Below are 25,524 nucleotides of genomic sequence, written 5' to 3'. Positions count from 1 at the left end.
TCGGTGAAACACGGTTGTCACGATTCGGCAAAGCCGAAATGGGAACCGCCGCCTCCGGTGTTCACCACGACGGGACCGCGGGCTCCGCTTCGGCATGTCCGCGGCTCGGGCGTGCCCCCGCACCACCCCCGCACCCCCGCCCCCACACCCGCGGGACCCGGCACGCAGCACGCACGCGACGTCCGCTCTCCACCTGCACCCACGGCAGGCGCCCCACGAGGAGGCAATCGCCCGTGAGCCAGTACATGGCGCGGTTCGGTCAGCTCCGCACCCTCCCCCGTGGCCTGGGGGTACCACCCGGCGGAAGGCTCAGGGGGAGGTCCGGTCGCGACGCCCTGCCGCAGCAGCAGCGCCCGCGGCTGAGGCTCGGCCCCGCCCGGCGCCCCCGCAGAGTCGCCATGCTGAGCGTGCACACCTCCCCGCTGCACCAGCCGGGCACGGGAGACGCGGGCGGCATGAACGTCTACATCGTGGAGCTCGCCAAGCAGCTCGCCGAGCAGGGCACCCAGGTGGAGATCTTCACGCGCGCGACGGCCGCCGCGCTTCCGCCCAGCGTCGAACTCGCCCCCGGCGTGCTCGTACGGCACATCGACGCCGGTCCGTACGAGGGCCTCGCGAAGGAGGAACTGCCCGCGCAGCTCTGCGCGTTCACGCACGGCGTGATGCAGGCGTGGGCCGGGCACCGGCCCGGGCACTACGACCTCGTGCACTCGCACTACTGGCTCTCCGGGCACGTGGGCTGGCTCGCCGCACAGCGCTGGGGCGTGCCCCTGGTCAACGCCATGCACACGATGGCCAAGGTGAAGAACGCGGCGCTCGCCGACGGCGACGCCCCGGAGCCGCCCGCACGCGTCATCGGCGAGACCCAGATAGTGCGCGCCGCGGACAGGCTCATCGCCAACACGGCGGAGGAGGCGGCCGAGCTGGTACGGCACTACGAGGCCGATCCTGCGCGCACCGCCGTCGTACATCCGGGCGTCAATCTGGAGCGCTTCTGTCCGGGCGACGGACGCGCCGCGGCCCGCGCCCGGCTCGGCCTCCCGCAGGACGCGCTGATCCCGCTCTTCGCCGGACGGATCCAGCCCCTGAAGGCCCCCGACATCCTGCTGCGCGCCGTCGCGCTGCTCGTCGGCGAGGACCCCTCGCTGCGCGGCCGGCTGCTGGTCCCGGTCGTGGGCGGGCCGAGCGGAAGCGGCCTCGCCAAGCCGGAACGGCTGCACAAGCTCGCGGCGAAGCTGGGCGTCTCGGAGATGGTGCGCTTCCATCCGCCGGTGGACCAGGAGGAGCTGGCGGACTGGTACCGGGCGGCGAGCGTGCTCGTCATGCCCTCGTACAGCGAGTCGTTCGGGCTTGTCGCCGTCGAGGCGCAGGCGTGCGGGACACCGGTGATCGCGGCCGCCGTGGGCGGACTGCCGGTCGCGGTACGGGACGAGGTGAGCGGCTTCCTCGTGGACGGGCACGAGCCGCGGGCGTACGCGCGAGCGCTGCGCCACTTCGTCACGGACGCGCCGGACGGTCCCGCCGAGCGCATGGGAGAGGCCGCCGCACGGCACGCCGCCGGGTTCGGCTGGGACGCCGCGGCGGCGGGCACGCTGGAGGTCTATGCCGACGCGATGCACGACCGACGCCGTCGCCTACGATCGGCCCATGTCTGACGCCGAGCCCGAAGCGAAGGGCGCCGCGGGCTCCGGGACGGCCGGAGGCGCCCAGGCGCCCGAGGCCCCCGACGCCGTGCGCCGCGCGCGCAGCACCGTCGAACACGCCCTGCGCGAGGCGGAGTTGGAGTGGGAGAGCCCAGCCGAGGGCACGTACGTCGTCACGCTGCCGGGCACGCGCAAGCTCTCCACGACCTGCTCGCTCGCCGTCGGCAGGCACTCCCTCTCGGTCAACGCCTTCGTCGTGCGCTGCCCCGACGAGAACCACGCGGCCGTGCACCGCTGGCTTCTGGAGCGCAACACCCGTCTGTACGGGGTGAGTTACGCCCTGGACAAGCTCGGCGACGTCTATCTGGCGGGCCGGCTCCCGCTGAGCGCCGTCACCACGGAAGAGGTGGACCGGCTGCTGGGAGCGGTGCTGGAGAACGCCGACGGCTCCTTCAACACGCTGCTGGAGATGGGTTTCGCGTCGGCGATCCGCCGCGAGTACGAGTGGCGCACATCGCGCGGCGAATCGACCCGCAATCTCGATGCGTTCACGCATCTGACCGGAGGCACACCGGACGGCGGCAAGCGGGGCTGACGACGGGCCCGGCCGGCGAGCGCCGCCCGGTGTGCCGGGAGAAGGGACGGATCAGCGGCTCAGGAGACCTCTCCCGTGTCCTGTTCCGACCCCTCGACCTCGAAGGTGACGGGGCTCCCGCTCTGCCTGCCGTCGGCCTCCGCCTTGAGGTCGCCCGTGTTGACGGATTCGTTCTGGGTCTGCATGTCGATCCCGCCGGAGCTGCTCGCGACCTGGTGCGCGGCGTTGTCGCCCGGCCCCTGCTCGCTGACGACCCGGCCGTCGTGCATGACGTAGTACACGTTGACGGTGAGGGGGCGCGACCCCTGGGCCTGTGCCGCGGACTGCGACTTCGCCGACTTCTTCGCCTCGGCCGAGGCCTTGGCGGCCACGGTCTTGGGGGCCTCTTTCACCACGGCTGAGGCCGACGGTACGGCGACGAGTCCGACTGCCACTGCGACGCCGGCCGTGGTTATCGCGCGTGCGAGGTTGATCATCGGCTTCCCTTCTCGTGTTCCTGCACGTGGACGCGCCCGCTGGCGCGGACGCAGATCCATCGTGTGAGGAGCACGGGCGGGGCGCCCGCGCGCGAAGTCCCGCGACGGCCGCGCCGGCCCCCCGGCGGAGGTCCGCCAAGGCCCCAACTCGGGCCCGCGGAGCCCCAACACGGGCCTGCGGACTCGGACATGCGCGCTCCCCCAGAGGTGTGAGCGGCCCCGCGTGCACCGGGTAGTGCAGGGCTGACACCCCCGGGGGAGCCCGGGAACGGGGAGGGACCCGCCGTCAGCCTCCCAGCCCCCAGTCCGCGGTGATGTGCTTCGTGGAGCAGATGGTGTCGAGGAAGTGCTCCCCGGCCTTTCCGCAGCCCTCGTCCGGCTTGACGGGGGTGCCGTGCGGCATGCCGTCGACCATGTAGCTGCGTACGACGACGTCGCCGTCACCGTTGTTGTAGTCGGAGCGTGTGGTGCCGCCCTGCAACTTCTCGGTGGCGTCGGCGTCCTGGTCCGCTCCGAGCACGTCCGTCCACTGCTTGACGGACTCGTCGGCGTTCTTCGGCACCACGGTGGTGTCGCCCGTGCCGTGCCAGACGGACACCTTCGGCCGCGGGCCCGAGTAGTCGGGGGCGGCCTTCCTGGCGAGGTCGCCCCACTCGGCGGCCGACTTGGAGACGCCGGGGCTCATGCAGGTGAACGCCTCGGCGACGGTGCCGGCGCAGCCGGCAGGCAGGCCCGCGATGACGGCACCTCCTTTGAAGACGTCCGGGTAGGACGCCAGCATCGAGGACGTCATGGCGCCGCCGGCCGAGAGGCCGGTGATGAAGACGCGTGAGGGGTCCGCGTCGAGGTCGGCGACCGTCTTGTCCACCATCTGCTTGATCGACAGCGCCTCGCCCTTGTCCCGGTCGGTGTCGCCGGCCTGGAACCAGTTGAAGCACTTGTTCGCGTTGTTGGCCTGTTCCTGCTGTGGTGCGACGACGGAGAACTTGCCGTCGTCCGCGGCCTTCTGCCAGCCGGCACCCTCGAAGTACGTCGCCGCGTCCTGCGTGCAGCCGTGCAGCGCGAGGACGACGGGGCTCTTCGCGGGCAGCCCCTCCGGGGCGTACCGGTACATGCTGAGCGCTCCGGGATTGGAGCCGAAGTCGCCGACCTTCTCCAGGCCGGCCGCGGTGCCCGCGGCGTGGGCGGTGCCCCCGCCGGTCACGCCGGCGAGCCCGGCGGCGGTCAGTGCGGTCAGGGCGGTGAGCAGCAGAGCGGCTTTCGAGCGTATGGCTTTCATGGCGCTCCTTCCGTGGGGGGTGTCCCGTGGGGGACTCATCGACCGTAGGGGCGCGGAAGCCGGCGCCCGAACGTGTCGTACGTCCAGCGGTGACGGGACGTGAGTGTGGCGCCGCCACATTGGGCCGCCCGGGCACGCCGACCTAGCGTTGCCGCATGACCGAGCAGCTGACACCCGGCCCGCACTCCGTCGCCCTCGACCTGACCGGACGCACCGCGCTGGTCACCGGTGCCGCGAGCGGCATCGGCCGCGCGTGCGCCCTGAGACTGGCGGCGGCGGGTGCCAAGGTCCGGGCGGTCGACCGCGATGCCGACGGGCTCCGGGCCCTTCAGGACGCCGAGAGCGGCGGCTCGTCCCAGCCCTATCCCCTGGACCTGACCGATCCGGGCGGGCTGGACGCCGCCGAGCACGCCGCGGCGGGCGCCGACATCCTCGTCAACAGCGCGGGCGCCCAACTGGTGCGCCCCATCGAGGAGTTCCCGCCCGAGGACTTCCACCGGCTGCTCACGCTGATGCTGGAGGCGCCCTTCCGGCTCGTACGGGGCGCGCTGCCGCACATGTACGAGCAGGGCTGGGGCCGGATCGTCAACATCTCCTCCGTGCACGGGCTGCGCGCCTCGGCGTACAAGTCGGCCTACGTCTCGGCCAAGCACGGTCTGGAGGGCCTGTCGAAGGTCACCGCGCTGGAGGGCGCGGAGCACGGCGTCACCTCCAACTGCGTCAGCCCGGCCTACGTCCGTACGCCCCTGGTGGAGCGGCAGATAGCCGACCAGGCGGCGGCCCACGGCATCTCGGAGGACCGGGTCGTCTCGCAGATCCTGCTGGCCGACTCCGCGCTCAAGCGGCTGCTGGAGCCGGAGGAGGTGGCCGAGGCGGTGGCCTATCTGTGCACGCCCGAGGCGTCCTTCGTCACCGGCGCCTCGCTCCCCCTCGACGGCGCGTGGACGGCCCACTGACGAGCACGGCGAGCGGAACACGGGGCCGTCCGGCGGGCGGAACCGGGACCCGTGAGTCCCTGGCGTCACGTGCCGCACCACGGGTAGGCCTGTGACCATGCCCGAAGCCCGGCCGTCCGACGCCGCCTACCTGGACCTCCTCGCCCGCCGTGCGCCCGCCGAGGCGTACGACGAACCGCTCGCCCGCGCCCGCGAGTCCGGCGCGCCGCCCGAGGAGCTGACCGCCCTGGACAGCGGAAAGCAGCTGGCGCTGCGCATCCGCGCCGAGCTGGAGGGACGGCGGCGGCGCGAGGCCGAGCTGACCGCACTGATCGAGACGGTCCACGATCTGGCGGGGCTGCGCGACCTGGACGACGTGCTCCGCGCCATCGTGCAGCGGGCCCGCTCGCTGCTGGGCACCGAGGTCGCGTACATGACCCTCACCGACCACGAGCGCGGCGACACCTACATGCGGGTCACCGAGGGCTCCGTCTCCGCCCGCTTCCAGCAGCTCCGGCTCGGCATGGGCGAGGGGCTCGGCGGCCTCGTCGCGCAGACGGCGCGTCCGTACGTCACGGACGACTACCCGGCGGACGCGCGGTTCCGGCACACCGGCCCCATCGACACGGCGGTCGGGGAGGAGGGCCTGATCGCCATCCTCGGCGTGCCGCTGCTGCTCGGCGGGCGCGACGTCATCGGCGTCCTGTACGCGGCGGACCGCAGGGCGCGTGTCTTCGAGCGCGAACAGATCGCGCTGCTGGGCTCGTTCGCGGCGCACGCCGCCGTCGCGATCGACACCGCCAGGCTGCTCTCCGAGACCCGCGACGCGATCGACGAACTGGAGAGCGCCAACGAGACCATGCAGCGAGCGAGCGACGTCCACGACCGGCTCACCGAACTGGTGCTTCGCGGCGGCGACGTGACGGACGTGGCCGCCGCGGTCTCCGAAGTCCTCGCCGGCCGCGTCGAGTTCACCGAACCCGCGGCGGCGTCCGCGCTCCCCGCGGTGGAGCGCTCCCGCAGCGCCGGGTACGCGATGCGCGACGGCGGCACCTGGGTCACCGCCGTCTCGGCGGGCGGCGAACTGCTGGGCGCGCTCGTACTCCACGGGCATCCCGTGCTCGACCCCGTCGACCAGCGCACCTTCGAGCGCGCGGCGATGGTCACGTCCCTGCTGCTGCTCGCGCGGCGCTCCGCGGGCGAGGCGGAGCAGCGCGTACGGGGCGAACTGCTGGACGACCTCCTGGACTCCACCAGTCACGACCCCCGGCTGCTGCGCGATCGCGCGGCCCGGCTGCACGCGGACCTCGACGCGCCGCACGTACTGCTCAGCGCCCGGCTCGAAGGGCACGCCGAGGGCCATGCCGGCGGCTTCGGGGGAGGCCTCCCCGGAGGCGACTCCGGGAATCAGAGAGGCGACTCCGGGAACCACGCCGGAGCCGAGAAGGAGGAGAGCCTGGGGCGGCAGCGCCTGTGGGCCGCCGCCTCGCACCTCGCCGCAACGCGGCGCGGGCTGGCCGCCGCCAGGGACGGCGGCATCGTGCTCCTGCTGCCCCTGCCCGACGGCGGCAGCCCCTCGCGCACCGCCCGGGAGATCGCCTCCGAGCTGGGGCACTCGGCGGGCGCCCCCGTCACGGTCGGCGCCTCGGCGGCCGTCTCCGCGCCCGCGGAGCAGTCCGGCGCCGTCGCCGCGTCCTACCCGGAGGCGCGGCGCTGTGTGGACGCCCTGCGCCTCCTGGGACGCTCCGGAGAGGGCGCCGCCGCCGAGGACTTCGGCTTCATCGGCATGCTGCTCACCGACAGCCGTGACGTCGGCAGCTTCGTACGCCGCACCCTCGGTCCCGTACTCGACTACGACGCGCGCCGCGGCACCGACCTGGTGGCCACCATGGACGCCTACTTCGCGTGCGGCATGAGCCCCGCACGCGCGAAGGACGAGCTGCACGTTCACGTCAACACCGTCGCCCAGCGCCTGGAGCGTGTGGCCAGGCTGCTGGGCGACGACTGGCAGTCCCCGGAGCGCGCCCTCGAGACGCAGCTCGCGCTACGGCTGCACCGGCTCGCGGGAGCGGTCGGGGGCTGAGCGGGGAGCGGGTGCGCCGGCGGCGTCGTCCTCGCCGACCTTGGTCAGGTCCAGCGCCTTGGTCTCCTTGGCGCAGGCGACCGCGATGACCGTGAGCAGCGCCGCCGCGATCACGTACAGGGAGATCGGTGTCGAGGTGCCGTAGTCCGCGAGCAGCGCGGTGGCGATCAACGGAGCCGGCGCACCGGCCGCCAGCGACGAGAACTGCGCGCCGATCGACGCCCCGGAGTAGCGCAGCCTCGTCGCGAACATCTCGGTGAAGAAGGCCGCCTGCGGCGCGTACATCGCACCGTGCAGCACCAGGCCGACCGTCACCGCGAGCACGATGGAACCGAAGCTCTTGGTGTCCAGCAGCTGGAAGAACGGAAAGACCCACAGGCCTGTGCCCAGAGCACCGAGCAGATACACCGGGCGGCGTCCGAGATGGTCGGACAGCGCACCCCAGGCGGGAATCACGGCGAAGTGCACCGCGCTGGCGATCAGCACCGCGTTGAGCGCGGTCTGCTGGGAGAGCTTCAGCTCATTGGTGGCGTAGACGAGGATGAAGGCGGTGATGACGTAGAAGGTGATGTTCTCGGCCATCCGCGCGCCCATGGCGATGAGCACGTCCTTCCAGTGGAAGCGCAGCACCGCGACAAGCGGCATCTTCTCCACCTGCTGCTCCCCGGCGGATGTCGCGGCCTCCGCCTTGCGGGCCTCGGCCCGGGCGCGGGCCTCCTTGAAGACCGGCGTCTCGTCGACCGCCAGCCGGATCCACATGCCGAGGCCGACCAGCACGCCCGAGAGCAGGAACGGCACGCGCCAGCCCCAGCTCTGGAACGCCTCTTCCGACAGCAGCGCCGTCAGCGCCGCCAGCACTCCCACTCCCAGCAACTGCCCCGCCGGAGCGCCCGTCTGCGGCCACGAGGCCCAGAAGCCGCGCCGCTTCGCAGACCCGTGCTCGGAGACCAGCAGCACCGCGCCGCCCCATTCGCCGCCGAGCGCGAAGCCCTGCACCAGGCGCAGCGCCGTCAGCAGCAGAGGCGCGGCGGTGCCGATCGAGGTGTACGTGGGCAGCAGCCCGATCGCGAACGTCGCACCGCCCATCATCAGCAGGCTCAGCACGAGCAGCTTCTTGCGGCCTATCCGGTCGCCGTAGTGCCCGAAGACGAGCGCCCCGATCGGGCGGGCGGCGAAGCCGACGGCGAGCGTGAGGAAGGCGAGCAGCGTGCCGGCGAGCGGGTCGGAGTCGGGGAAGAAGAGCTTGGGGAAGATGATCGCGGCGGCTGAGCCGTACAGAAAGAAGTCGTACCACTCGATGGTTGTGCCGACGAGGCTTGCTGCGACGACGCGACGCAGGGACGAGGACGCCGGCTTGGGCGCCGCACTCTTGGGAACTGCGGAGTTCTCGGGGGTCATGGCGTGACCGTAGGGACGAACAGGCCGCCGACACATGTGCGCGGCAGCCACACCGCGGCGACGGCATATCGGCTCCGAACACACTGGCGGACACACCCAGTAGGGTGCTCCGCATGGCCGACGCACCGTACAAGCTGATCCTCCTCCGGCACGGAGAGAGCGAGTGGAACGCGAAGAACCTGTTCACCGGCTGGGTGGACGTGAACCTCACCGAGAAGGGCGAGAAGGAGGCGGTCCGCGGCGGCGAGTTGATCAAGGACGCCGGGCTGCTCCCCGACGTGCTGCACACCTCCGTGCAGAAGCGGGCCATCCGCACCGCACAGCTCGCACTGGAGTCCTCCGACCGGCTCTGGATCCCGGTCCGCCGCTCCTGGCGGCTGAACGAGCGGCACTACGGCGCCCTTCAGGGCAAGGACAAGGCGCAGATCCGTGACGAGTTCGGCGAGGAGCAGTTCATGCTCTGGCGCCGCTCGTACGACACCCCGCCGCCCGAACTCCCCGACGGCGCCGAGTACTCGCAGAGCGACGACCCGCGCTACGCCGGTGTGCCGAGCGAGCTGCGCCCGCGCACCGAGTGCCTCAAGGACGTCGTGGGGCGGATGCTGCCGTACTGGTTCGACGGGATCATCCCGGACCTGCTCGCGGGGCGCACCGTCCTCGTCGCGGCGCACGGCAACTCCCTGCGCGCCCTCGTCAAGCACCTCGACGGCATCTCCGACGAGGAGATCGCGGGCCTGAACATCCCCACCGGCATCCCGCTCAGCTACGAACTGGACGCCGATTTCCACCCGGTGAAGCGCGGCGGCACCTACCTCGACCCGGAGGCGGCGAAGGCCGCGATCGAGGCCGTGAAGAACCAGGGCAAGAAGTAGCGGTACGGCGCCAGAAGGGGCCCCTGCCCGTGGCTCGGCTGCGGGCAGGGGCCCCTTTCTGTCTGGCGGGGCTTCTAGCGGGCGAGCTTGAGCCCGACCACGCTTCCGACGATCAACGCCAGGAACAGGGCCTTCAACGGAGTCATCGGCTCCTGTCCCGTGAACATCGCGTAGAGCACGGTGAGCACCGCACCGATGCCCACCCACACCGCATACGCGGTGCCGACGGGCAGGTCCCGCATCGCGTAGGCCAGCCCGCCCATGCTCGCGGCCAGGGCGGCGAAGAAGACCAGGGTCGGACCCGGGCGGCTGAAGCCCTCGGACTTGCCCAGGGCCGTGGCCCACACGGCTTCCAGTACGCCTGAGACGGCAATGATCAACCACGACATGACAGACCTCGTTCGGGCCGTCTTGTCGCACGCCGGGTACGGCACCCCTCGTCCGGGAGCCACCAGTTGGGGCTCCACTTCACGTTCTCACGCATGGTCCGGCACCGGAAATCCGGGCCTCTGCCGGCACTTGCCCGGAACCGCATCCCCCGCACGGGACCGGGTGAGGGCCGCACCGTCCGTCCCGCGTACGGGCAAGCTGAGGGCCCTGCCCCGTCGAACCGGGCAGGGCCCTCAGCGGCTCGGCCGGCGGCGTTCGCCGCCGCGGTTCTCCCGTCGCGGTTCTCCCGCCGCGGTCTTCCGTCGCGCCGGTGCGGCCTCAGCCGCAGCAGCCCCCGCACTGACACGGACCGCCGGACTGGCATCCGCACCCGCATCCGGGACCGCACCCGCACGCCCCCAGTACGTGCAGGGACGGGCGGTCCTCCGCCTGCGTGGGGGACAGGGCCCGCTCGTCGTGATCAGCCATGACTTGCCTCCTTCTCCCTCCCCGGTCTCCTGCCCACCCTCCGGGCGGCGGCACGGGGCGCATCAAGGGCGCGTCGGTGCACACGGCGCAATTGCCCCTGCCCGCCGGGCCGTTGGGGCCTGCACGACCCCGGTCCTCCCGCGCCGGCGCTCAGGCGCTCTCGACCGGAGCGGTGCCGTCGCCCGCCGCCGCAGTGGCCGGATCGATCTCGTCCGCGTAGTCGCCGGTGACCAGGTACACGACGCGGCGGGCCACCGAGACGGCGTGGTCCGCGAAGCGCTCGTAGTAGCGGCCGAGCAGCGTCACGTCCACCGCGGTCTCGATGCCGTGGTGCCAGCGGTCGTCCATCAGGTGCTGGAAGAGCGTGCGGTGCAGGTCGTCCATCGTGTCGTCGTCCTGCTCCAGCTGAAGCGCCAGATCCACGTCCTTGGTGATGATCACCTCTGCGGCCTTGGCCATCAGGCGCTGCGCGAGCTGCCCCATCTCCAGCAGCGTCGCCTGAAGGTCGCTCGGCACGGGCGAGTCGGGGAACCGCAGCCGCGCCACCTTCGCGACGTGCTGCGCCAGGTCGCCCGAGCGCTCCAGGTCGGCGCTCATGCGCAGCGAGGTGACGACGATCCGCAGGTCGGTGGCGACCGGCTGCTGCCGAGCCAGGAGCTGGATGGCGCGGGTCTCCAGGTCGCGCTGGATGTCGTCGACCTTCTCGTCCGCGGCGATGACGCTCTCGGCCAGCTTCAGGTCCGCGTCCAGCATCGCCGTCGTGGCGCGGCCGATCGCAGAGCCGACGAAGCGGGCCATGTCGACCAGGCTGTCGCTGATCGAGTCCAGCTCCTCGTGGTACGCGTCACGCATGGCTGTCCTTCCCTCGCATGTTCTCTCGACAGAGGGGCCCATGGGGCCAGGCCTCGGGCCCTCCACGCTCCCACGCTCCGTCCGGAATGCGTCCGTCGCCGACCTCGCGGATGAATCGGCCACGACCTCAAGGTGAACTCTGGGAGACGAGTGTTCGAGGTGTCCTGCTTCCCCTGGGGCGGTGTCGGCGGACGCGCATAGCCTGGAGACATGAACGTGAACGCGGCGGTCGCCGCAGCGGCAGCGATCGCCGGAGTACTGACCGGCGTGATCGCCATGCTGGCGTTCCGCTGGAGCGAGCGCGACCAGGCCCGGCCCACGCGCTCGTCGCTGCATACCGAGGCCGTTCTGCCTCCCGGCGTCGACACGGTTCTCTCCGTGCTGCGCTCCTCCGCCGTCGTCCTGGACGAGTCGGACGAGGTGGTCAAGGCGAGCTCCGCCGCGTATGCCCTCGGGCTCGTGCGCGGCGGCCGGCTCGGCGTGGAGCCGATGCTGAAGATGGCCCGCGACACCAGGCGGGACGGCGAGATACGGCAGGTGGATCTGGACCTCCCGCGGCGCGGCACGGGCCGGGGCGAGGCCCTCGCAGTCTCCGCCCGCGTCGCTCCCCTCGGCTCGCGGCTCGTGCTGCTCCTGGTCGAGGACATGACGGAGGCCCGCCGCATCGAGGCCGTACGGCGCGACTTCGTCGCCAACGTCAGCCACGAGCTGAAGACTCCGGTCGGCGCGCTCTCCCTGCTCTCCGAGGCGGTCCTGGACGCGGCGGACGATCCGGAGGCGGTCGAGCGCTTCGCGGGCCGCATGCAGTACGAGTCGACGCGGCTGACGAGCCTCGTCCAGGAACTGATCGACCTCTCCCGCGTGCAGAACGACGATCCGCTGGGCGACTCCGAGCGGGTCGGCGTGGACGAGCTGATGGCGGAGGCCATCGACCGCTGCCGCCAGTCCGCGGGCAGCAAGCAGATCACCCTCGTCGCGGGCCGTACGGGCACGGACGCGGGTGTCGACGGCGGCGACGGCCTCCATGTGTGGGGCAACCGCAGCCAGCTTGCGGCGGCCCTCGGCAACCTCGTCGAGAACGCCGTGAACTACTCGCCCGCCCGTACGCGCGTCGGCATCGCCGGCCGCAGAGTCGCCGCCCCCGGCGGGGACTTCATCGAGATATCGGTCAGCGACCAGGGCATCGGCATCTCCGAGCGGGACAAGGAGCGCGTCTTCGAGCGCTTCTACCGCGTGGACCCGGCCCGCTCCCGTGCCACTGGGGGCACCGGCCTGGGGCTGGCCATCGTCAAGCACGTGGCCGCGTCGCACGGCGGCGAGGTCACCGTCTGGAGCGCCGAAGGACAGGGCTCCACGTTCACGCTCCGGCTGCCCGAGGCGGGGCATGCGCGGAGCCGCGCCGAAGAGGAGGAGCGGGGCCGCAGGCGCACCTCCGGGCCCCTTGAGGAGCCCGCGGACTACGAGGACGAAGAGGGGACCGACGCGGGGGACCTGGAGGCGGAGAAGCCGGCGGACGCAGCGGGCACATCCGATGCGGCGGGCACGGCGAGTGCGTCGGACGCGTCCGTCGTCGACCGCGGCCGCGGTGTCACCGAGGCCCGGAGGCCCGCCGACGCGGCGGACGCCGCCGGGCGGCGGGATGAGCCGGGGCCCCGGTATCTCCGCGGCTCCGCGCGCTCGCGTCCCGCGGGCTCGCGATCGGCGGTCTCCGGTCCCGGCGGCCGCTCCGGCGCGCTTTCGCCGGCTCCCCCCGCCGCTCCGGCTCCTTCCTCCGCTCCCGCGTCCCCTTCTTCTTCCTCCGCTCCTTCTGACTCCCCTTCCTCCCCCTCCTCTCCTTCTTCCTCCCGTCCCTTCACTTCCCCGTTCTCATCGCCGCGCGGGCTGCCGCGCGTTCCTGAAACCGCCCCGGAGGTCCTCCCGTGACCCGAGTGCTTGTCGTCGAGGACGAGGAATCGTTCAGCGACGCACTGTCGTACATGCTGCGCAAGGAAGGCTTCGAGGTCGCCGTCGCGTCCACCGGCCCCGACGGCCTGGACGAGTTCGAACGCAACGGCGCCGATCTGGTGCTGCTCGACCTGATGCTGCCGGGGCTGCCCGGCACGGAGGTGTGCCGCCAGCTGCGCGGCCGCTCCAACGTCCCCGTCATCATGGTCACCGCCAAGGACAGCGAGATCGACAAGGTCGTCGGCCTGGAGATAGGAGCCGACGACTACGTGACCAAGCCCTTCTCCTCGCGCGAACTGGTCGCGCGGGTGCGGGCGGTGCTGCGCCGCCAGGGCGAGCCGGAGGAGGTCACTCCTGCCGCCCTGGAGGCGGGCCCGGTCCGCATGGACGTCGACCGGCACGTCGTCACCGTCTCCGGCAGCAAGATCGACCTGCCGCTCAAGGAGTTCGACCTCCTGGAGATGCTGCTGCGCAACGCGGGCAGGGTGCTGACGCGCATGCAGCTGATCGACCGGGTCTGGGGCGCCGACTACGTGGGCGACACCAAGACCCTCGACGTACACGTGAAGCGGCTGCGCGCCAAGATCGAGCCCGACCCGGGGGCACCCCGCTTCCTGGTGACGGTGCGGGGTCTGGGCTACAAGTTCGAGCCGTAGACCGCTCCTCGGCGCCACACACGCGGTGCCGCTGCTCAGGCTGTTCTGAAGCGGCCTTGACGCGGCGGCGTCTCAGTGCCCCGAGGCGCGCCCCGCGGCCTGGTCCGCCGACTCCGCCTCGTGCTCGCCGGACTCGGCTTCCTCCCCCTGATCGTCCGCTTCGGACGCGTCCGAGTCCGAGGCCGACTCCGACGGGCTCGCCGGCGACGACTCCGTCGCGGACCCGGACGGCGACGCCGAAGGGGAGCCGGACGGCGTGCCCGACGACGTGCTCGGCGACGGCTCGACCGTCGGGCCGAAGTGCCTGTAGTCGCCGTGCGCCGGCACCACTGCCGCCCGCAGCGGAATCGTGCCCGTACGGCTCAGATCGAACGTGACCGGCTGTGCGTTGCCGTTCCGCACCGACCCCGTGCCGCCCTCCGGCAGTACGGCCGAGGCGTTGCCCTTGCCGCCCAGCGCGAGCGAACCGCCCGCGGGCACCGTCAGTTTCCTCTCGCCCTTCGCGGGGCTGAGCTTCACGCGGGCGTCGGCGCCCCCGACCTTGATCGCCGTCAGGGTCTCGTCCTTGGAGCCCTGATTGAAGATCCGGCCCGTAACGGCCGTCGGCCCGGACTTGGAGTCGGGTGTGACGATCGCGACATTCTGGACCTTGATGGAGCCGACGGAGGTCGCGGCGTTGTCCGGCTTGACCTCCAGCGTCTGCGCGTCGTGACCGGCGGCGCAGGCGGACAGTGTGACGACGGCGAGCGCGAGGGCGGTTGCGGCAAGGGTGCCGCGTCGAATGCTGCTGCTCACGGCGGCGGCAACTCCTGGGCGAGCTCTGGCGGCCGAACTACGAGCCGGTCGCGGGCGGATACGGTGATCTGTGGCGCGGCTCAGATTACCGAGCGCCCGCGGGCGCCCCGCACCCGGCCCTCCGCGCGCCCTCCAGCGCGCCGCCCGGGGCCGCGCGTACGCGGGAGCGCACGGGCCTCGCGCACATCGGGAGGACGTTTCCCGGTAAAGAATGCGAACGGCTTGTGAATTGATCAGCGGAAGTGCTGATCAATTCTTGGGAAAGTCCGGGGAGAGGCGAAGAGGGCCGAACGGGCGACGACTTACAGCCGGACAAAACGGACAGCAGATGCTTTCTGAAGCAGCTTCTTCGGACGTGTCAGTTGTGTTTCGATGCGCGTACAGAAGTGCCCCGACCTGCGAATACCTGCCCCAGCCCGGTGCCCGCAGCACGTAACAGGGCCGCTTGTCAAGCCCCGAGATGCGGTCTGACCTGCGAAAACGCCATTCAGAAGAGCCCGATTCCGTGTTACTCTGGATAGTCACGGAAGGGGTACCTGACACATGACGTTCAAGGTTGGCGACACCGTGGTCTATCCCCATCACGGGGCCGCGCTGATCGAGGCTATCGAAACTCGCCAGATCAAAGGCGTGGACAAGACCTACTTGGTTCTGAAGGTTGCGCAGGGCGACTTGACGGTTCGTGTGCCAGCGGACAATGCGGAGTTCGTCGGCGTACGAGATGTGGTCGGTTCGGACGGGCTGGACAGGGTCTTCGAGGTGCTCCGCGCACCGTATGCCGAGGAGCCGACCAACTGGTCCCGGCGCTACAAGGCGAATCTCGAGAAGCTCGCGTCCGGCGACGTGATCAAGGTGGCGGAGGTCGTGCGCGACCTGTGGCGCCGTGAGCGTGAACGCGGGCTCTCCGCCGGTGAGAAGAGGATGCTCGCCAAGGCCCGCCAGATCCTGGTGAGCGAGCTCGCTCTCGCGGAGAACACGAACGAGGACAAGGCCGAGGCGCTGCTCGACGAAGTCCTCGCGTCCTGACCGCGCGAGACGACCGACGAGACCGCACGACGGACGAGAGCAGAACCGGCCGAGCCGACGGACAGGGCAGTCGGCCCCGGATCACTGAGCAAGTCGAGCAGTGAGCAAGTCTGAGCAACAGAAGTAGAGCAAGGCTGTGCCGCAGTGCCCGAGTGACGTCGCATCGTCGCCGGGCGCTGCGGCATGTCCACGCTCTGCAAGCGCCCCCCGGCAGCGTTCAGTAACCTCGCTACTGCCCGTCGTGCTGCGCTCCGTCACGGTCGCTCACCGGGTGCCAAGAGCGTGCCAGGCCCAGGCAAGCGCCTCGACCGGAATCACGGAAGGGCCGGTCAAGGCTTCGTGCCCGGCACGCCCCCAACCTGCGGCCGGGGGTACTCCCAGGCCATACCCAGACCGGCTGAGGACACAAACCTGAACGTGCAACCGATGTCAATCCAACCCGCGGGCGAGTCGCGACCGGGCCACCCGGAAGGAGCAGGTGAGAGCGCTCCGGCCGGGGAGCCCGCGCACCGGACCGCCGCCGTCATCCCCGCCGCGGGCCGGGGCACCCGCCTCGGCCCCGGCGCCCCCAAGGCGCTCCGCGCGCTGAGCGGTACGCCGATGCTCGTACACGCCGTGCGGGCGATGGCCCGCTCGCGGGCCGTCTCCCTCGTGGTCGTGGTCGCACCGCCGGACGGCGCCGACGAGGTCCGCCGGCTGCTCGACGCGTACACCGCCCCCGCGGAGACCTCGGCCGACGTCGTGGTCGTCCCCGGCGGCGAGACCCGTCAGGACTCCGTGCGCCTCGGCCTCGCGGCGCTCCCCGACGACGTCGACTCCGTGCTCGTGCACGACGCGGCCCGTCCGCTGGTGCCGGTCGAGACCGTGGACGCCGTGGCCGCGGCCGTACGGGAGGGGGCGCCCGCCGTCGTACCGGCGCTGCCCGTCTCCGACACCGTCAAGGAGGTCCAGGTACGCGGGGACGGCGGGCCCGAGCCCGTGACGGGGACCCCCGAGCGGTCGCGGCTGAGGGCCGTGCAGACCCCGCAGGGCTTCGAGTTGAAGGTGCTCGCTGCGGCCCACGCCCAGGTGGTGCGCGAGGGCGACGGCGCGACGGACGACGCGGGCATGGTCGAGCGGCTCGGCGTCGAGGTGGTCGTCGTCCCCGGACACGACGAGGCGTTCAAGGTGACGCGGCCCCTGGACCTGGTGCTGGCGGAGGCCGTCCTGGCGAGGAGGCGCGCGACCGATGTCTTCTGAGCCGCAGCCAGAGTCACAGCCGCAGTCGCAGTCGAAATCACAGCCGCAGCAGGCCGGAACGGCCCCCGCCGTCCCCCTCGTCGGCATCGGCACCGACGTGCACGCCTTCGAGGAGGGCCGCGAGCTGTGGTGCGCCGGGCTGCTCTGGGAAGGCGAGAGCCACGGCCTCGCCGGGCACTCCGACGGCGACGTCGCCGCGCACGCCGCGTGCGACGCCCTCTTCTCCGCGGCCGGCCTCGGGGACCTCGGCGCGCACTTCGGCACCGGGCGGCCCGAGTGGTCCGGTGCGTCCGGGACGGCCCTGCTCTCCGAGGCCGCGCGCATCCTGCGGGCCGAGGGCTTCACGGTGGGCAATGTCGCGGTCCAGGTGATCGGCGTACGGCCCAAGATCGGCAAGCGCCGGGCCGAGGCCCAGCGCGCCCTGTCCGCGGCCGTCGGCGCCCCCGTCTCCGTCTCCGGCACGACGACGGACGGGCTGGGCCTGACCGGCCGCGGCGAGGGACTCGCGGCGATGGCGACCGCGCTGGTGCTTCCTCCGGCGACGCCTTCTCCTCCGTCGGCCGCCGCCGGTCGGCCGTAACGGGTGTGAGAGCGGGCCGCAGCGCGGAACACCTTGCGCCGTACGCGTGTTGGGGGTGTCTGCGGCCCATGTGCCGCAGACACCGACGTTCCTCCGAGAGAAGGCGACCGCCGTGGCAGCACAGCTTTCCGACAGCCTCAAGCAGGTTCTGGACTCCCCCGTCTTCGTCAGCATCGCGACGATCCAGCCCGACGGAAGTCCCCAGGTGTCCCCGGTATGGGTGAAGCGGGACGGCGACGAGCTGCTGATCTCCACCACGGTCGACCGCCGCAAGACGCTCAACCTCAAGCGCGACCCCCGGGTGACCGTCCTGGTGCAGCCCGCCGACGCCCCGTACTCGTACGCGGAGATCCGCGGCACCGCGAGCCTCACCACCGAGGGCGGCCGGGAGCTCATCGACGAGCTGGCGCAGAAGTACGTGGGGAAGAACTACGCCGAGTTCAACCCGGGTTGGGAGCAGGACGCGGAGCGGGTCGTCGTGCGCGTCAGCCCGCGCAAGGTCGCCGGGCGCCTCTGACACCTGACGCGGGACGTCGGGCGCGTACGCCGACGGCTCCCGGCGCTCCTCGTACCGCCGGCACCTCTGCCACCCGTACCCCCGGCACCTGCGCATCCGCCGCGTCCGTCACGGTTCCGGCGCACGTTGCCCGGTGTGCGAGGCACCCGTCCTCGCGGGCCCACTACCCTGGTCGCGTGAGCATTCGCCTGTACGACACCAGCAGCCGGCAGATCCGCGACTTCGCCCCGCAGACGCCGGGCCGTGTCTCGATCTATCTGTGTGGCGCCACCGTGCAGGCCGCCCCGCACATCGGGCACATCAGGTCCGGCCTCAACTTCGACATCATGCGCCGCTGGTTCGAGCACAGCGGCTACGACGTCACGTTCGTACGGAACGTGACGGACATCGACGACAAGATCATCGTGAAGGCCGCCGAGCAGAACCGCCCATGGTGGGCGATCGGTTACGAGAACGAGCGCGCCTTCACGGCCGCGTACGACGCGCTCGGCTGCCTTCCGCCCACGTACGAGCCGCGCGCCACCGGCCACGTCCCCGAGATGATCGAGATGATGCGGGTCCTCATCGACGGCGGTCACGCCTACGCCGCCGACGGGAACGTCTACTTCGACGTCCGCTCGTACGAGCAGTATCTCCAGCTCTCCAACCAGGAGTTGGACAATCTGCTGCAACCCGAGAGCGAGGGCGAGACCGGCAAGCGCGACCCCCGCGACTTCGCCATGTGGAAGGCCGCCAAGCCGGGCGAGCCCAGCTGGGAGACCCCGTGGGGCCGCGGTCGTCCCGGCTGGCACCTGGAGTGCTCGGCCATGGCGCACAAGTACCTCGGCGCCACCTTCGACCTGCACGGCGGCGGCGTCGACCTGGTCTTCCCGCACCACGAGAACGAGATCGCGCAGTCGAAGGCCTTCGGTGACGGGTTCGCGCGCTACTGGGCGCACAACGCGTGGGTCACCATGAGCGGCGAGAAGATGAGCAAGTCGCTCGGCAACTCGGTGCTCGTCAGCGAGATGGTCAAGCACTGGCGCCCCATCGTCCTGCGCTACTACCTCGGCTCGCCGCACTACCGCTCGACGATCGAGTACAGCGAGGAGTCCCTGCGCGAGGCGGACTCGGCCTTCGCCCGCATCGAGGGCTTTCTCCAGCGCGCGGGCGAGACGGTCGGCGAGGTGGGCCCGGCGGAGGAGGTTCCGGCCGCCTTCGCCGAGGCGATGGACGACGACTTCGCGGTCCCGCAGGCGCTGGCGGTCGTGCACACGACCGTCCGGCACGGCAACGCCGCCATGAGCGAGGACGACAAGGAGGCCACGGCGAAGGCCTTCGCGGACGTACGGGCGATGCTCGGCATCCTCGGCCTCGACCCGCTCGACCCACGCTGGCAGTCCACGGCGACCGACGCCGGGCGCGGCGGCGAGCTGCGGGAGGCGGTGGACTCGCTGGTCCGTCTCGTACTCGACCAGCGGCAGGCCGCCCGCGAGCGCAAGGACTACGCCACGGCGGACGCCATCCGCGACGAGCTTAAGCACGCCGGCCTCGTCATCGAGGACACCCCGTCGGGTCCGCGCTGGGAGCTGGGCGGCAGCGGCGGCCACTGAGCGCCGCCCGTCGCCCGCCCGCCCCCGCGCAGGCGGCCTCGGATTGATCCACTTCTTCGGTACGGGCCTCGCTCCGGAATAATGGCCGTAGTGAGGGGCGGGGCGGTCCCGCCGTCTCCGGCGACCGCGCGGTACGCCTTCACGATGAGCCCCCACGCCGGGCCCCGGCACGAGCCGGACCACGACCAGCAGACAAGCCAGCAGAGAAACAGGTGCCCGATGGCCGGGAACAGCCAGCGCCCCAACCGGCGTACGTCCAACAAGAAGGGCGCGCAGGTCGGCAGCGGCGGCAAGCGGCGCCGCGGGCTCGAGGGCAAGGGCCCCACTCCGCCCGCCGAGATGCGCAAGGGGCACGTCAAGCAGCGCGCCGCACAGGCCAAGACCCGGCGCGCGCAAGGGCGTTCGCAGCGCAAGGGCGGCGGCGGCAAGGCCGGCACGGAGCTGGTCGTCGGCCGCAACTCCGTCGTGGAGGCGCTGCGCGAACACGTACCGGCGACGACGCTGTACGTGCAGCAGTTCATCGACAACGACGACCGGGTGCGCGAGGCCGTGCAGCTCGCCGGCGAGCAGCCCGGCATCCATCTGATGGAGGCGCCGAAGCCCGAGCTGGACCGCATGACCAAGGGCCTGCACCACCAGGGCCTGGTGCTCCAGGTCCCGGAGTACGAGTACGCACACCCGGACGACCTGGCGGCGGCCGCCTTCGACGAGGGCGACGAGCCCCTGATCGTCGCGCTGGACGGCATCACGGACCCGCGCAATCTCGGCGCTGTCGTGCGCTCCGTCTCGGCCTTCGGCGGGCACGGCGTCGTCGTGCCCGAGCGGCGGGCCGCCGGCATGACCGCGGCGGCCTGGAAGACGTCGGCCGGGACGGCGGCGCGTACGCCGGTGGCGCGCGCGGCCAACCTCACGCGTGCGCTGGAGAGTTACCAGAAGGCCGGGATGATGGTGGTCGGGCTGGCGGCGGACGGCGATGTCGAACTGCCGGAGCTGGAGGCCCTGGACGGGCCGGTGGTGATCGTCGTCGGCAGCGAGGGCAAGGGCCTGTCCCGTCTGGTCGGCGAGACGTGCGACGTACGAGCGCGGATTCCGATGCCGGGCGGCGCCGAGTCGCTGAACGCGGGTGTGGCGGCGGGCGTCGTGCTCTACGAGGCGGCGCGGCGCCGGAGTTGAGCGCGGCCGGCCGGGTCTCCCCCGCCTTGACGGGCCTCGGACAGATCGGGTCGGTCAAGGCAGTGTCCTAAGCGTCCGTCACTCGGTTAGTGGAGTGTGGACACCAGAACACCCCGCACGCCCGACCCCTCGGGCCCGCGTCCTGGGGACACCCGACAGGGCGGCCAGAGCGGTTTCTTCGGCGACGAACCCGGCCTGAGCACGGTCAAGGTCCCCTCCGATCCGGCAGAGGTCGTCGTCACACACGCGAGCTTCCGGGTGCAGCTCGCGCCGCCCACCGCCGAGGCCGTCACCGGACAGATCCCCGCGGTGTCCGGCGCACCCTTCTCCACCGGCACCGCACCGGGCCCGGCGCCCGCGTCGGCCGGGGCCTCCATGGACGCACCACCCGGGCCAAGTCAGCGCGCGATGTGGGGAGTTCGTACGGAGGCGGAGGACACCGGGGCGACCCGGTTGTCCCATGTGGCCCGTCCCGGCGGCTGGGAGGCGACCGCTGAGCCGGCCGCCTCCACCACCCAGGTGCTGCCGCGGATCGACGAGGACGCCGTCGTCCCCACGAGCGTCGTCGGCCCGCGCGGTCCCGGGTCGCCCGGATCGCCCGAGTCGACGCAACCGCAGCCGCGTTCGCTGCTGTACGGGGTGCGCCCGGCGCGCGGAGCCTTCGACGGCCCCGAGACCGGCGAATACGACCCGTACGACGAGTTCGGTGAGCGCGAAGAGTTCGGCGAGTACGGGGAGTTCGGCGAGCGCGGCTCGTACGGGCGCGGCTCGCACCGCGGCGGCCACGGTCAACGACCGCTCCGCCACCCGGAGTTCGAGGACGACGACGCCCGCTCCGGCCACGGGACCCAGGGCGCGGCGGCGGACGGCACGCGCCGTGCGGCGTACTACCCGGGCCGCCGCATGAACCTGGGCGTGGTGCTGCTGCCGCTGCGCATCTTCCTCGGCTTCATCTCGGTCTACGCGGGCGTGGGCAAGCTCTGCGACCCGGTGTACTTCGACGGCGGCGATCGCGGCTCGATGGTGACGTGGCTGCGCTCCCTCGAACCGTGGGCCGTCGCCTCCCCGTTGCGGGACTTCGCGCTCGCGCACCCGGTCGGCTCCGGGCTGACCGTCGCCTTCGCCCAGATCATCATCGGCGTACTGACGGTGTGCGGTCTGTGGCAGCGCCTCGCCGCGTCGATCGGCGCGCTGCTCTCCGCGGCGCTGCTGATGACGGTGAGCTGGAGCGCGGGTCCGGCGTACGAGGCGCCGGACATCATCTACCTCGCCGCCTGGAGCCCCCTGGTCATCGCGGGCGCTCCCGTCTACTCCGTCGACGGCAGGCTCGCCGCCGACTCGTGGCGCAAGCTCGGTCCGCGGGCCGAGCTGTGGGAGCTGCGGCGCCGGGTGCTGCGGCGCGGGACGGTGATCGCGTCCGTGGTCACCGGGGTCGCGATGCTGACGGGGTCCATGCTGGGCGGCGCGGTCCGTTCCGCGCACACGGCCAAGGTCCCGCAGCCCGGGGAGCCGCCCACGAACCAGCTTCCCGGCTCGCCCCTGCCCGAGGAGCCCGGCGCCCGTACGGACAGCGGACGTCCGGTCGACGGGCGTACGCAGGGTGCGGACGCCGGGGCGGGCAGCCACCGCTCCGGCGGTCCTTCGTCCTCGGCCTCACCGGGTGACGAGCGCCGCGGTGACACCTCCAGGCCCAGCCAGCGCGAGACCGTACAGGCGCCGCAGCAGACCGTCCCCGGCGGGACGCCGCCGCGGCAGTCGGCGCCCGGGACGCGCGCCACGCAGGGCGGCGGCACCAGCACCGGAGGCGGAGCCGCCGGCGGTGCGGGCGGCGGCTCCAACTCCGGTGGCGGGGGCGGGAGTTCGACGTCCGGTGGCGGTGGCGGCGGCTCGTACTCGGGCGGCAGCGGGGGAGGCCTCGGCGGCCTTCTGGGCTGAGCGGGGACGGACCGGTCGGGGTCCGGGGCTCGGCTCGGGCCCGGGCTCTCGGGCCGGCGCCCGGCTCACTCCTTCGATCGCGACGCGGGCTGCGCGGGCCCGCTCCCTCCCGCGTCCCTCAACTCCCTTGCGGCTTCCTCGAGATCCTTGGCGGTGTCGATGGCACGCCAGTAGGCGCCCTGTGGCAGCTGAAAGCCCGCGAGCAGACGGTCGCGGGCGAGCCGCGGAAACGTCGTCCGCTCGTGGTCGCCGCGGTCGGGCAGCTGCGCGGTGAAGGACGAAGAGAACACGTACACACCGGCGTTGACGAGATACGGGGAGGGCGGCGCCTCGATGAAGTCGAGGACGTGACCGAACGGATCGGTCTCCACCGCCCCCCACGGGATGCGCGGACGGGCCAGCGCGAGCGTCGCGACGGCATCGCGTTCCCCGTGAAACGCCGCCATCTCGCGCAGTGCGAAACGCGTCCAGATGTCGCCGTTCGTGGCGTACCAGGGCTCGTCAGGACGGGGCAGCGAGGCCGCCGCGTACTTGAGGCCGCCGCCGCGGCCCAGCGGCTCGTCCTCCACAACGACCTCTGTCCGCAAGGGACTTCGTCCCTCGCGCCCCTCGGCGTACGGAAGCTCGGCGGTCGTCAGCCACTCGCCCAGCACATCCGCGAGGTGACCGCAGGAGACGACGACGTCGGTGACGCCCTCCGCCGCCAGCCAGGCCAACTGGTGCCCGATGATGGGGATTCCGGTGCCGGGGATCTCGACCATCGGCTTCGGACGGTCGTCGGTGTACGGCCGCAGCCGCGTCCCCTGGCCACCGGCCAGGATCACGGCTTGGGTGGGGAGTCGCATCATGCAGCGCACCCTATGCGGCCCGGGCCCGCTGGGCGGCGGAGCCCAGGCGGCCCCGGCTCGGTCCGGCCCCGGCTCAGTGCATCCGGGAGGCGCCGGTGGCGAAGGACGTGTCGCACACGGGACGGGACCAGCGGTTGGCGCGCTGCACGCTGCCGTACTTCTCCACGGCGGCACGGCCGAGCGCCCGCGCGAGCGACGCGCAGTGCCTTGCCAGCGAGGGACGCTCGGCCATCTCCTGCTGGAGGCTGGTGAGCGCCACACCCGGGTCCTTCTCCTGCAACTCGGCGACGAGGCGGTCGCGGAGCGCATGCTCGGGCACCCGGGGCGCCGCCATCGTGGACGCCTTGTGCTCGGACGCCGTGAGCATCTGCGTATTGGAGGAGGACGAGCTCCAGGGCACGCGGGCGACGGCGAGCGTCCCCGACAGGACGAGGACGACAGGGAGGACGAGAGCGAGAGATCGGCCGATTCGGCGGGCTGCGTGGTTCACGTCGGCGATCGTAGCGAAGAGTGGTGATTTGGCGACATTCGGTCACCCTGCCGAGCGACGGCGCACGGGAGTGCTCGTCATCGGTGTTGACGCACACACCGGAATCGCGGGACGCGAAGCCGGAAGGACGCCAAAAGGGGCCGCACGCCCGGCTGTTGAGCCGGGCCCGCGACCCCTCCTGTGCTGAACCGGGTAGTCGGTCAGTCGCTGAGGCGCTCACCGCTTGAGGTGGAGAAGACGTGCGTCTCGCCGCCGCGCGGCACCACGTTCACGGTCGCGCCCTTCTCGGGGACCTTCCGGCCCGAGACGCGGACGACGAGGTCGCATTCCTCGCCGCCGACCTTGGCGGTGCCGTAGATGTAGCCGTCCGCGCCGAGTTCCTCGACGACGTTGACGGTGACGGCGACGCCGGCCGGCTCGTCCTTGGAGACGGCGGTGTCCGAGCCCTCGCCGTTGACCACGTCGAAGTGCTCGGGGCGCACGCCGACCGTGACGGTCTTGTCGCCCTTGTCGACGGCGGCCGAGAGCGCCTCGCGCTCGACCGGCACGACGCTGTTGCCGAACTTCACGCCGCCGTCGGTGATGGGCACCTCGACGAGGTTCATGGCGGGCGAGCCGATGAAGCCGGCGACGAAGAGGTTCGCGGGGCGGTCGTACATGTGGCGCGGGGTGTCGACCTGCTGGAGCAGCCCGTCCTTGAGCACGGCGACCCGGTCGCCCATGGTCATGGCCTCGACCTGGTCGTGGGTCACGTACACGGTGGTGATGCCGAGGCGGCGCTGGAGGCCCGCGATCTGCGTACGCGTCTGCACACGCAGCTTCGCGTCGAGGTTCGACAGCGGCTCGTCCATGAGGAAGACCTGCGGCTCACGGACGATCGCCCGGCCCATCGCCACACGCTGACGCTGACCGCCGGAGAGCGCCTTGGGCTTGCGGCCGAGGTAGTCGGTCAGGTCCAGGATCTTCGCCGCGTCCTCGACCTTCTTGCGGATCTCCGACTTGTTCACACCCGCGATCTTGAGCGCGAAGCCCATGTTGTCGGCGACGGTCATGTGCGGGTAGAGCGCGTAGTTCTGGAACACCATGGCGATGTCCCGGTCCTTGGGCGGCAGATGCGTGACGTCGCGCTCGCCGATGCGTATGGAGCCCTCGTTGACGTCCTCGAGACCCGCGAGCATCCGCAGGGAGGTGGACTTGCCGCAGCCGGAGGGGCCGACCAGCACGAGGAACTCGCCGTCCTCGATGCCGATGTCGAGCTTGTCGACGGCGGGCTTGTCGCCACCCGGGTAGATCCGGGTTGCCTGGTCGTACGTGACCGTAGCCATGATGTTGTCTCCTTCACCGGCAGGTACGTGCCGGACGATCCGTCGTAAAGGGAGTACGTTTCACCGCTGTGAACGTGCCGTGACGCTAACCCGCCGGTGACCGTCTTGTCAGCAGGTCTGACAGCACGAAACCGCATCGCGGGCCCCTGCCCTCCGATGGGTAGACTGCACGGGCACGCCAGCCCGCCGCCTTAGCTCAGCTGGTTAGAGCATCTGTCTTGTAAACAGAAGGTCGTCGGTTCGAATCCGACAGGCGGCTCCGGAGAAGTAACAGGTCAGAGGCCGGTTCCGATCTTGGTACCTGCCTCTCTGATGTTGAGTGCTCACAGGTTTGCTAACACCGGCCCTCGTCGCACAGTCGCAGCTCGCTCTTGAAGGGGGTCTGCGATACCGACGGCGCGGCATCTGATCAC

Annotated in this window: 23 protein-coding genes, 1 tRNA gene and 1 riboswitch; of the genes, 15 read left to right on the top strand and 9 right to left on the bottom strand. The window is 71.8% G+C overall.

The genetic code is table 11. From position 1 onward, the window contains the following. Positions 1 to 233: 233 nt before the first annotated feature. A complete protein-coding gene (gene mshA, locus QQM67_RS18545) occupies positions 234 to 1,655 on the top strand; it encodes a D-inositol-3-phosphate glycosyltransferase (protein WP_399067060.1) in 1,422 nt (473 codons plus the stop codon). After that, a complete protein-coding gene (locus QQM67_RS18540) occupies positions 1,648 to 2,238 on the top strand; it encodes a type III secretion system chaperone family protein (RefSeq protein ID WP_314175017.1) in 591 nt (196 codons plus the stop codon). Before mshA ends, QQM67_RS18540 begins: the two co-directional genes overlap by 8 nt. A 59-nt stretch (positions 2,239 to 2,297) precedes the next feature. Here the strand turns inward: QQM67_RS18540 and QQM67_RS18535 are convergent, their stop codons facing one another. Then, positions 2,298 to 2,714: a hypothetical protein gene (locus QQM67_RS18535; RefSeq protein ID WP_314175016.1), complete on the bottom strand. Its 417-nt coding sequence runs from the start codon at positions 2,712 to 2,714 to the stop codon at positions 2,298 to 2,300. Between the two features lie 286 nt (positions 2,715 to 3,000). Next, positions 3,001 to 3,993: an extracellular catalytic domain type 1 short-chain-length polyhydroxyalkanoate depolymerase gene (locus QQM67_RS18530; RefSeq protein WP_314175015.1), complete on the bottom strand. Its 993-nt coding sequence runs from the start codon at positions 3,991 to 3,993 to the stop codon at positions 3,001 to 3,003. Between the two features lie 155 nt (positions 3,994 to 4,148). Here QQM67_RS18530 and QQM67_RS18525 point away from each other — a divergent pair, with 155 nt between their 5' ends. Both QQM67_RS18525 and QQM67_RS18520 read left to right on the top strand, forming a co-directional pair. Beyond that, complete coding sequence (locus tag QQM67_RS18525) at positions 4,149 to 4,949, top strand: 3-hydroxybutyrate dehydrogenase (RefSeq protein WP_314175014.1); 801 nt, start codon at positions 4,149 to 4,151, stop codon at positions 4,947 to 4,949. 97 nt (positions 4,950 to 5,046) lie between these two features. Then, complete coding sequence (locus tag QQM67_RS18520; protein ID WP_314175013.1) at positions 5,047 to 7,011, top strand: helix-turn-helix domain-containing protein; 1,965 nt, start codon at positions 5,047 to 5,049, stop codon at positions 7,009 to 7,011. On the opposite strand, the gene QQM67_RS18515 is transcribed toward QQM67_RS18520, so the two are convergent. Further along, positions 6,973 to 8,409 (bottom strand): MFS transporter, encoded by a 1,437-nt coding sequence (locus tag QQM67_RS18515; protein ID WP_314175011.1) that lies wholly within the window; start codon positions 8,407 to 8,409, stop codon positions 6,973 to 6,975. The genes QQM67_RS18520 and QQM67_RS18515 overlap by 39 nt on opposite strands. Positions 8,410 to 8,522: 113 nt before the next feature. On the opposite strand from QQM67_RS18515, the gene QQM67_RS18510 reads away from it, so the two are divergent. Continuing rightward, positions 8,523 to 9,281 (top strand): phosphoglyceromutase, encoded by a 759-nt coding sequence (locus QQM67_RS18510; RefSeq protein ID WP_314175010.1) that lies wholly within the window; start codon positions 8,523 to 8,525, stop codon positions 9,279 to 9,281. 74 nt (positions 9,282 to 9,355) lie between these two features. On the opposite strand, the gene QQM67_RS18505 is transcribed toward QQM67_RS18510, so the two are convergent. After that, the gene (locus QQM67_RS18505) at positions 9,356 to 9,670 is read right to left on the bottom strand and encodes a DMT family transporter (protein ID WP_314175009.1); all 315 of its coding nucleotides are present in this window, start codon (positions 9,668 to 9,670) and stop codon (positions 9,356 to 9,358) included. A gap of 11 nt (positions 9,671 to 9,681) precedes the next feature. Beyond that, positions 9,682 to 9,748, bottom strand: a riboswitch (guanidine-III (ykkC-III) riboswitch). A 541-nt stretch (positions 9,749 to 10,289) separates the two neighbouring features. Continuing rightward, positions 10,290 to 10,991, bottom strand: coding sequence for a phosphate signaling complex protein PhoU (gene phoU, locus QQM67_RS18500; RefSeq protein ID WP_314175008.1), 702 nt, complete (start codon positions 10,989 to 10,991; stop codon positions 10,290 to 10,292). Between the two features lie 210 nt (positions 10,992 to 11,201). On the opposite strand from phoU, the gene QQM67_RS18495 reads away from it, so the two are divergent. Continuing rightward, positions 11,202 to 12,914 carry an ATP-binding protein gene (locus QQM67_RS18495; RefSeq protein WP_399067055.1) on the top strand — a complete coding sequence of 571 codons (1,713 nt, stop codon included), beginning with the start codon at positions 11,202 to 11,204 and terminating at the stop codon, positions 12,912 to 12,914. Next, the gene (locus tag QQM67_RS18490) at positions 12,911 to 13,591 is read left to right on the top strand and encodes a response regulator transcription factor (RefSeq protein WP_314175007.1); all 681 of its coding nucleotides are present in this window, start codon (positions 12,911 to 12,913) and stop codon (positions 13,589 to 13,591) included. Before QQM67_RS18495 ends, QQM67_RS18490 begins: the two co-directional genes overlap by 4 nt. A gap of 72 nt (positions 13,592 to 13,663) precedes the next feature. On the opposite strand, the gene QQM67_RS18485 is transcribed toward QQM67_RS18490, so the two are convergent. Beyond that, positions 13,664 to 14,386, bottom strand: coding sequence for a DUF461 domain-containing protein (locus tag QQM67_RS18485; protein WP_314175005.1), 723 nt, complete (start codon positions 14,384 to 14,386; stop codon positions 13,664 to 13,666). Positions 14,387 to 14,929: 543 nt separating this feature from the next. Between QQM67_RS18485 and QQM67_RS18480 the strand changes: the two genes are divergently transcribed. The 7 genes from QQM67_RS18480 to QQM67_RS18450 all read left to right on the top strand — a co-directional run bounded on the left by QQM67_RS18480 (position 14,930) and on the right by QQM67_RS18450 (position 22,448). Further along, positions 14,930 to 15,412 (top strand): CarD family transcriptional regulator, encoded by a 483-nt coding sequence (locus tag QQM67_RS18480; protein ID WP_016472332.1) that lies wholly within the window; start codon positions 14,930 to 14,932, stop codon positions 15,410 to 15,412. A gap of 426 nt (positions 15,413 to 15,838) precedes the next feature. Beyond that, complete coding sequence (gene ispD / locus QQM67_RS18475; RefSeq protein WP_314175003.1) at positions 15,839 to 16,651, top strand: 2-C-methyl-D-erythritol 4-phosphate cytidylyltransferase; 813 nt, start codon at positions 15,839 to 15,841, stop codon at positions 16,649 to 16,651. Further along, a complete protein-coding gene (gene ispF, locus QQM67_RS18470; RefSeq protein WP_314175002.1) occupies positions 16,641 to 17,231 on the top strand; it encodes a 2-C-methyl-D-erythritol 2,4-cyclodiphosphate synthase in 591 nt (196 codons plus the stop codon). Before ispD ends, ispF begins: the two co-directional genes overlap by 11 nt. Before the next feature lie 112 nt (positions 17,232 to 17,343). After that, complete coding sequence (locus QQM67_RS18465; protein ID WP_314175001.1) at positions 17,344 to 17,748, top strand: PPOX class F420-dependent oxidoreductase; 405 nt, start codon at positions 17,344 to 17,346, stop codon at positions 17,746 to 17,748. Between the two features lie 176 nt (positions 17,749 to 17,924). Next, a complete protein-coding gene (cysS, locus tag QQM67_RS18460) occupies positions 17,925 to 19,340 on the top strand; it encodes a cysteine--tRNA ligase (protein ID WP_314175000.1) in 1,416 nt (471 codons plus the stop codon). A 219-nt stretch (positions 19,341 to 19,559) separates the two neighbouring features. Further along, positions 19,560 to 20,513 carry a 23S rRNA (guanosine(2251)-2'-O)-methyltransferase RlmB gene (gene rlmB / locus QQM67_RS18455; RefSeq protein WP_314174999.1) on the top strand — a complete coding sequence of 318 codons (954 nt, stop codon included), beginning with the start codon at positions 19,560 to 19,562 and terminating at the stop codon, positions 20,511 to 20,513. A 96-nt stretch (positions 20,514 to 20,609) separates the two neighbouring features. Further along, positions 20,610 to 22,448 carry a DoxX family protein gene (locus QQM67_RS18450; RefSeq protein ID WP_314174997.1) on the top strand — a complete coding sequence of 613 codons (1,839 nt, stop codon included), beginning with the start codon at positions 20,610 to 20,612 and terminating at the stop codon, positions 22,446 to 22,448. 65 nt (positions 22,449 to 22,513) lie between these two features. On the opposite strand, the gene QQM67_RS18445 is transcribed toward QQM67_RS18450, so the two are convergent. The 3 genes from QQM67_RS18445 to QQM67_RS18435 form a co-directional block, all read right to left on the bottom strand. Next, positions 22,514 to 23,296 carry a nucleotidyltransferase family protein gene (locus QQM67_RS18445; RefSeq protein ID WP_314174996.1) on the bottom strand — a complete coding sequence of 261 codons (783 nt, stop codon included), beginning with the start codon at positions 23,294 to 23,296 and terminating at the stop codon, positions 22,514 to 22,516. Positions 23,297 to 23,369: 73 nt separating this feature from the next. Then, positions 23,370 to 23,786, bottom strand: a complete 417-nt coding sequence (locus QQM67_RS18440; RefSeq protein ID WP_314174995.1) for a hypothetical protein — start codon at positions 23,784 to 23,786, stop codon at positions 23,370 to 23,372. Positions 23,787 to 23,986: 200 nt separating this feature from the next. Further along, on the bottom strand, positions 23,987 to 25,111 hold the full coding sequence (locus QQM67_RS18435) for an ABC transporter ATP-binding protein (protein ID WP_314174994.1): 1,125 nt from the start codon (positions 25,109 to 25,111) through the stop codon (positions 23,987 to 23,989). Between the two features lie 185 nt (positions 25,112 to 25,296). On the opposite strand from QQM67_RS18435, the gene QQM67_RS18430 reads away from it, so the two are divergent. After that, positions 25,297 to 25,370 (top strand) — tRNA-Thr (locus tag QQM67_RS18430). The last annotated feature ends 154 nt before the right edge of the window (positions 25,371 to 25,524 follow it).

It is taken from the genome of Streptomyces winkii (assembly GCF_032248595.1).
In the GTDB taxonomy this organism is placed as follows: Bacteria; Actinomycetota; Actinomycetes; order Streptomycetales; family Streptomycetaceae; genus Streptomyces; species Streptomyces winkii.
This window is presented reverse-complemented; position numbering and strand designations above follow the sequence as displayed.

Bases quoted from the DNA above. Each gene is read 5' to 3' on its own strand.
- ispD (WP_314175003.1), top strand. From the start codon at position 15,839: ATGTCAATCCAACCCGCGGGCGAGTCGCGACCGGGCCACCCGGAAGGA.
- QQM67_RS18530 (WP_314175015.1), bottom strand. From the start codon at position 3,993: ATGAAAGCCATACGCTCGAAAGCCGCTCTGCTGCTCACCGCCCTGACC.
- QQM67_RS18505 (WP_314175009.1), bottom strand. From the start codon at position 9,670: ATGTCGTGGTTGATCATTGCCGTCTCAGGCGTACTGGAAGCCGTGTGG.
- QQM67_RS18510 (WP_314175010.1), top strand. From the start codon at position 8,523: ATGGCCGACGCACCGTACAAGCTGATCCTCCTCCGGCACGGAGAGAGC.
- QQM67_RS18520 (WP_314175013.1), top strand. From the start codon at position 5,047: ATGCCCGAAGCCCGGCCGTCCGACGCCGCCTACCTGGACCTCCTCGCC.
- QQM67_RS18525 (WP_314175014.1), top strand. From the start codon at position 4,149: ATGACCGAGCAGCTGACACCCGGCCCGCACTCCGTCGCCCTCGACCTG.
- ispF (WP_314175002.1), top strand. From the start codon at position 16,641: ATGTCTTCTGAGCCGCAGCCAGAGTCACAGCCGCAGTCGCAGTCGAAA.
- QQM67_RS18495 (WP_399067055.1), top strand. From the start codon at position 11,202: ATGAACGTGAACGCGGCGGTCGCCGCAGCGGCAGCGATCGCCGGAGTA.
- QQM67_RS18445 (WP_314174996.1), bottom strand. From the start codon at position 23,296: ATGATGCGACTCCCCACCCAAGCCGTGATCCTGGCCGGTGGCCAGGGG.
- phoU (WP_314175008.1), bottom strand. From the start codon at position 10,991: ATGCGTGACGCGTACCACGAGGAGCTGGACTCGATCAGCGACAGCCTG.
- QQM67_RS18435 (WP_314174994.1), bottom strand. From the start codon at position 25,111: ATGGCTACGGTCACGTACGACCAGGCAACCCGGATCTACCCGGGTGGC.
- QQM67_RS18480 (WP_016472332.1), top strand. From the start codon at position 14,930: ATGACGTTCAAGGTTGGCGACACCGTGGTCTATCCCCATCACGGGGCC.
- QQM67_RS18535 (WP_314175016.1), bottom strand. From the start codon at position 2,714: ATGATCAACCTCGCACGCGCGATAACCACGGCCGGCGTCGCAGTGGCA.
- QQM67_RS18515 (WP_314175011.1), bottom strand. From the start codon at position 8,409: ATGACCCCCGAGAACTCCGCAGTTCCCAAGAGTGCGGCGCCCAAGCCG.
- rlmB (WP_314174999.1), top strand. From the start codon at position 19,560: ATGGCCGGGAACAGCCAGCGCCCCAACCGGCGTACGTCCAACAAGAAG.
- QQM67_RS18540 (WP_314175017.1), top strand. From the start codon at position 1,648: ATGTCTGACGCCGAGCCCGAAGCGAAGGGCGCCGCGGGCTCCGGGACG.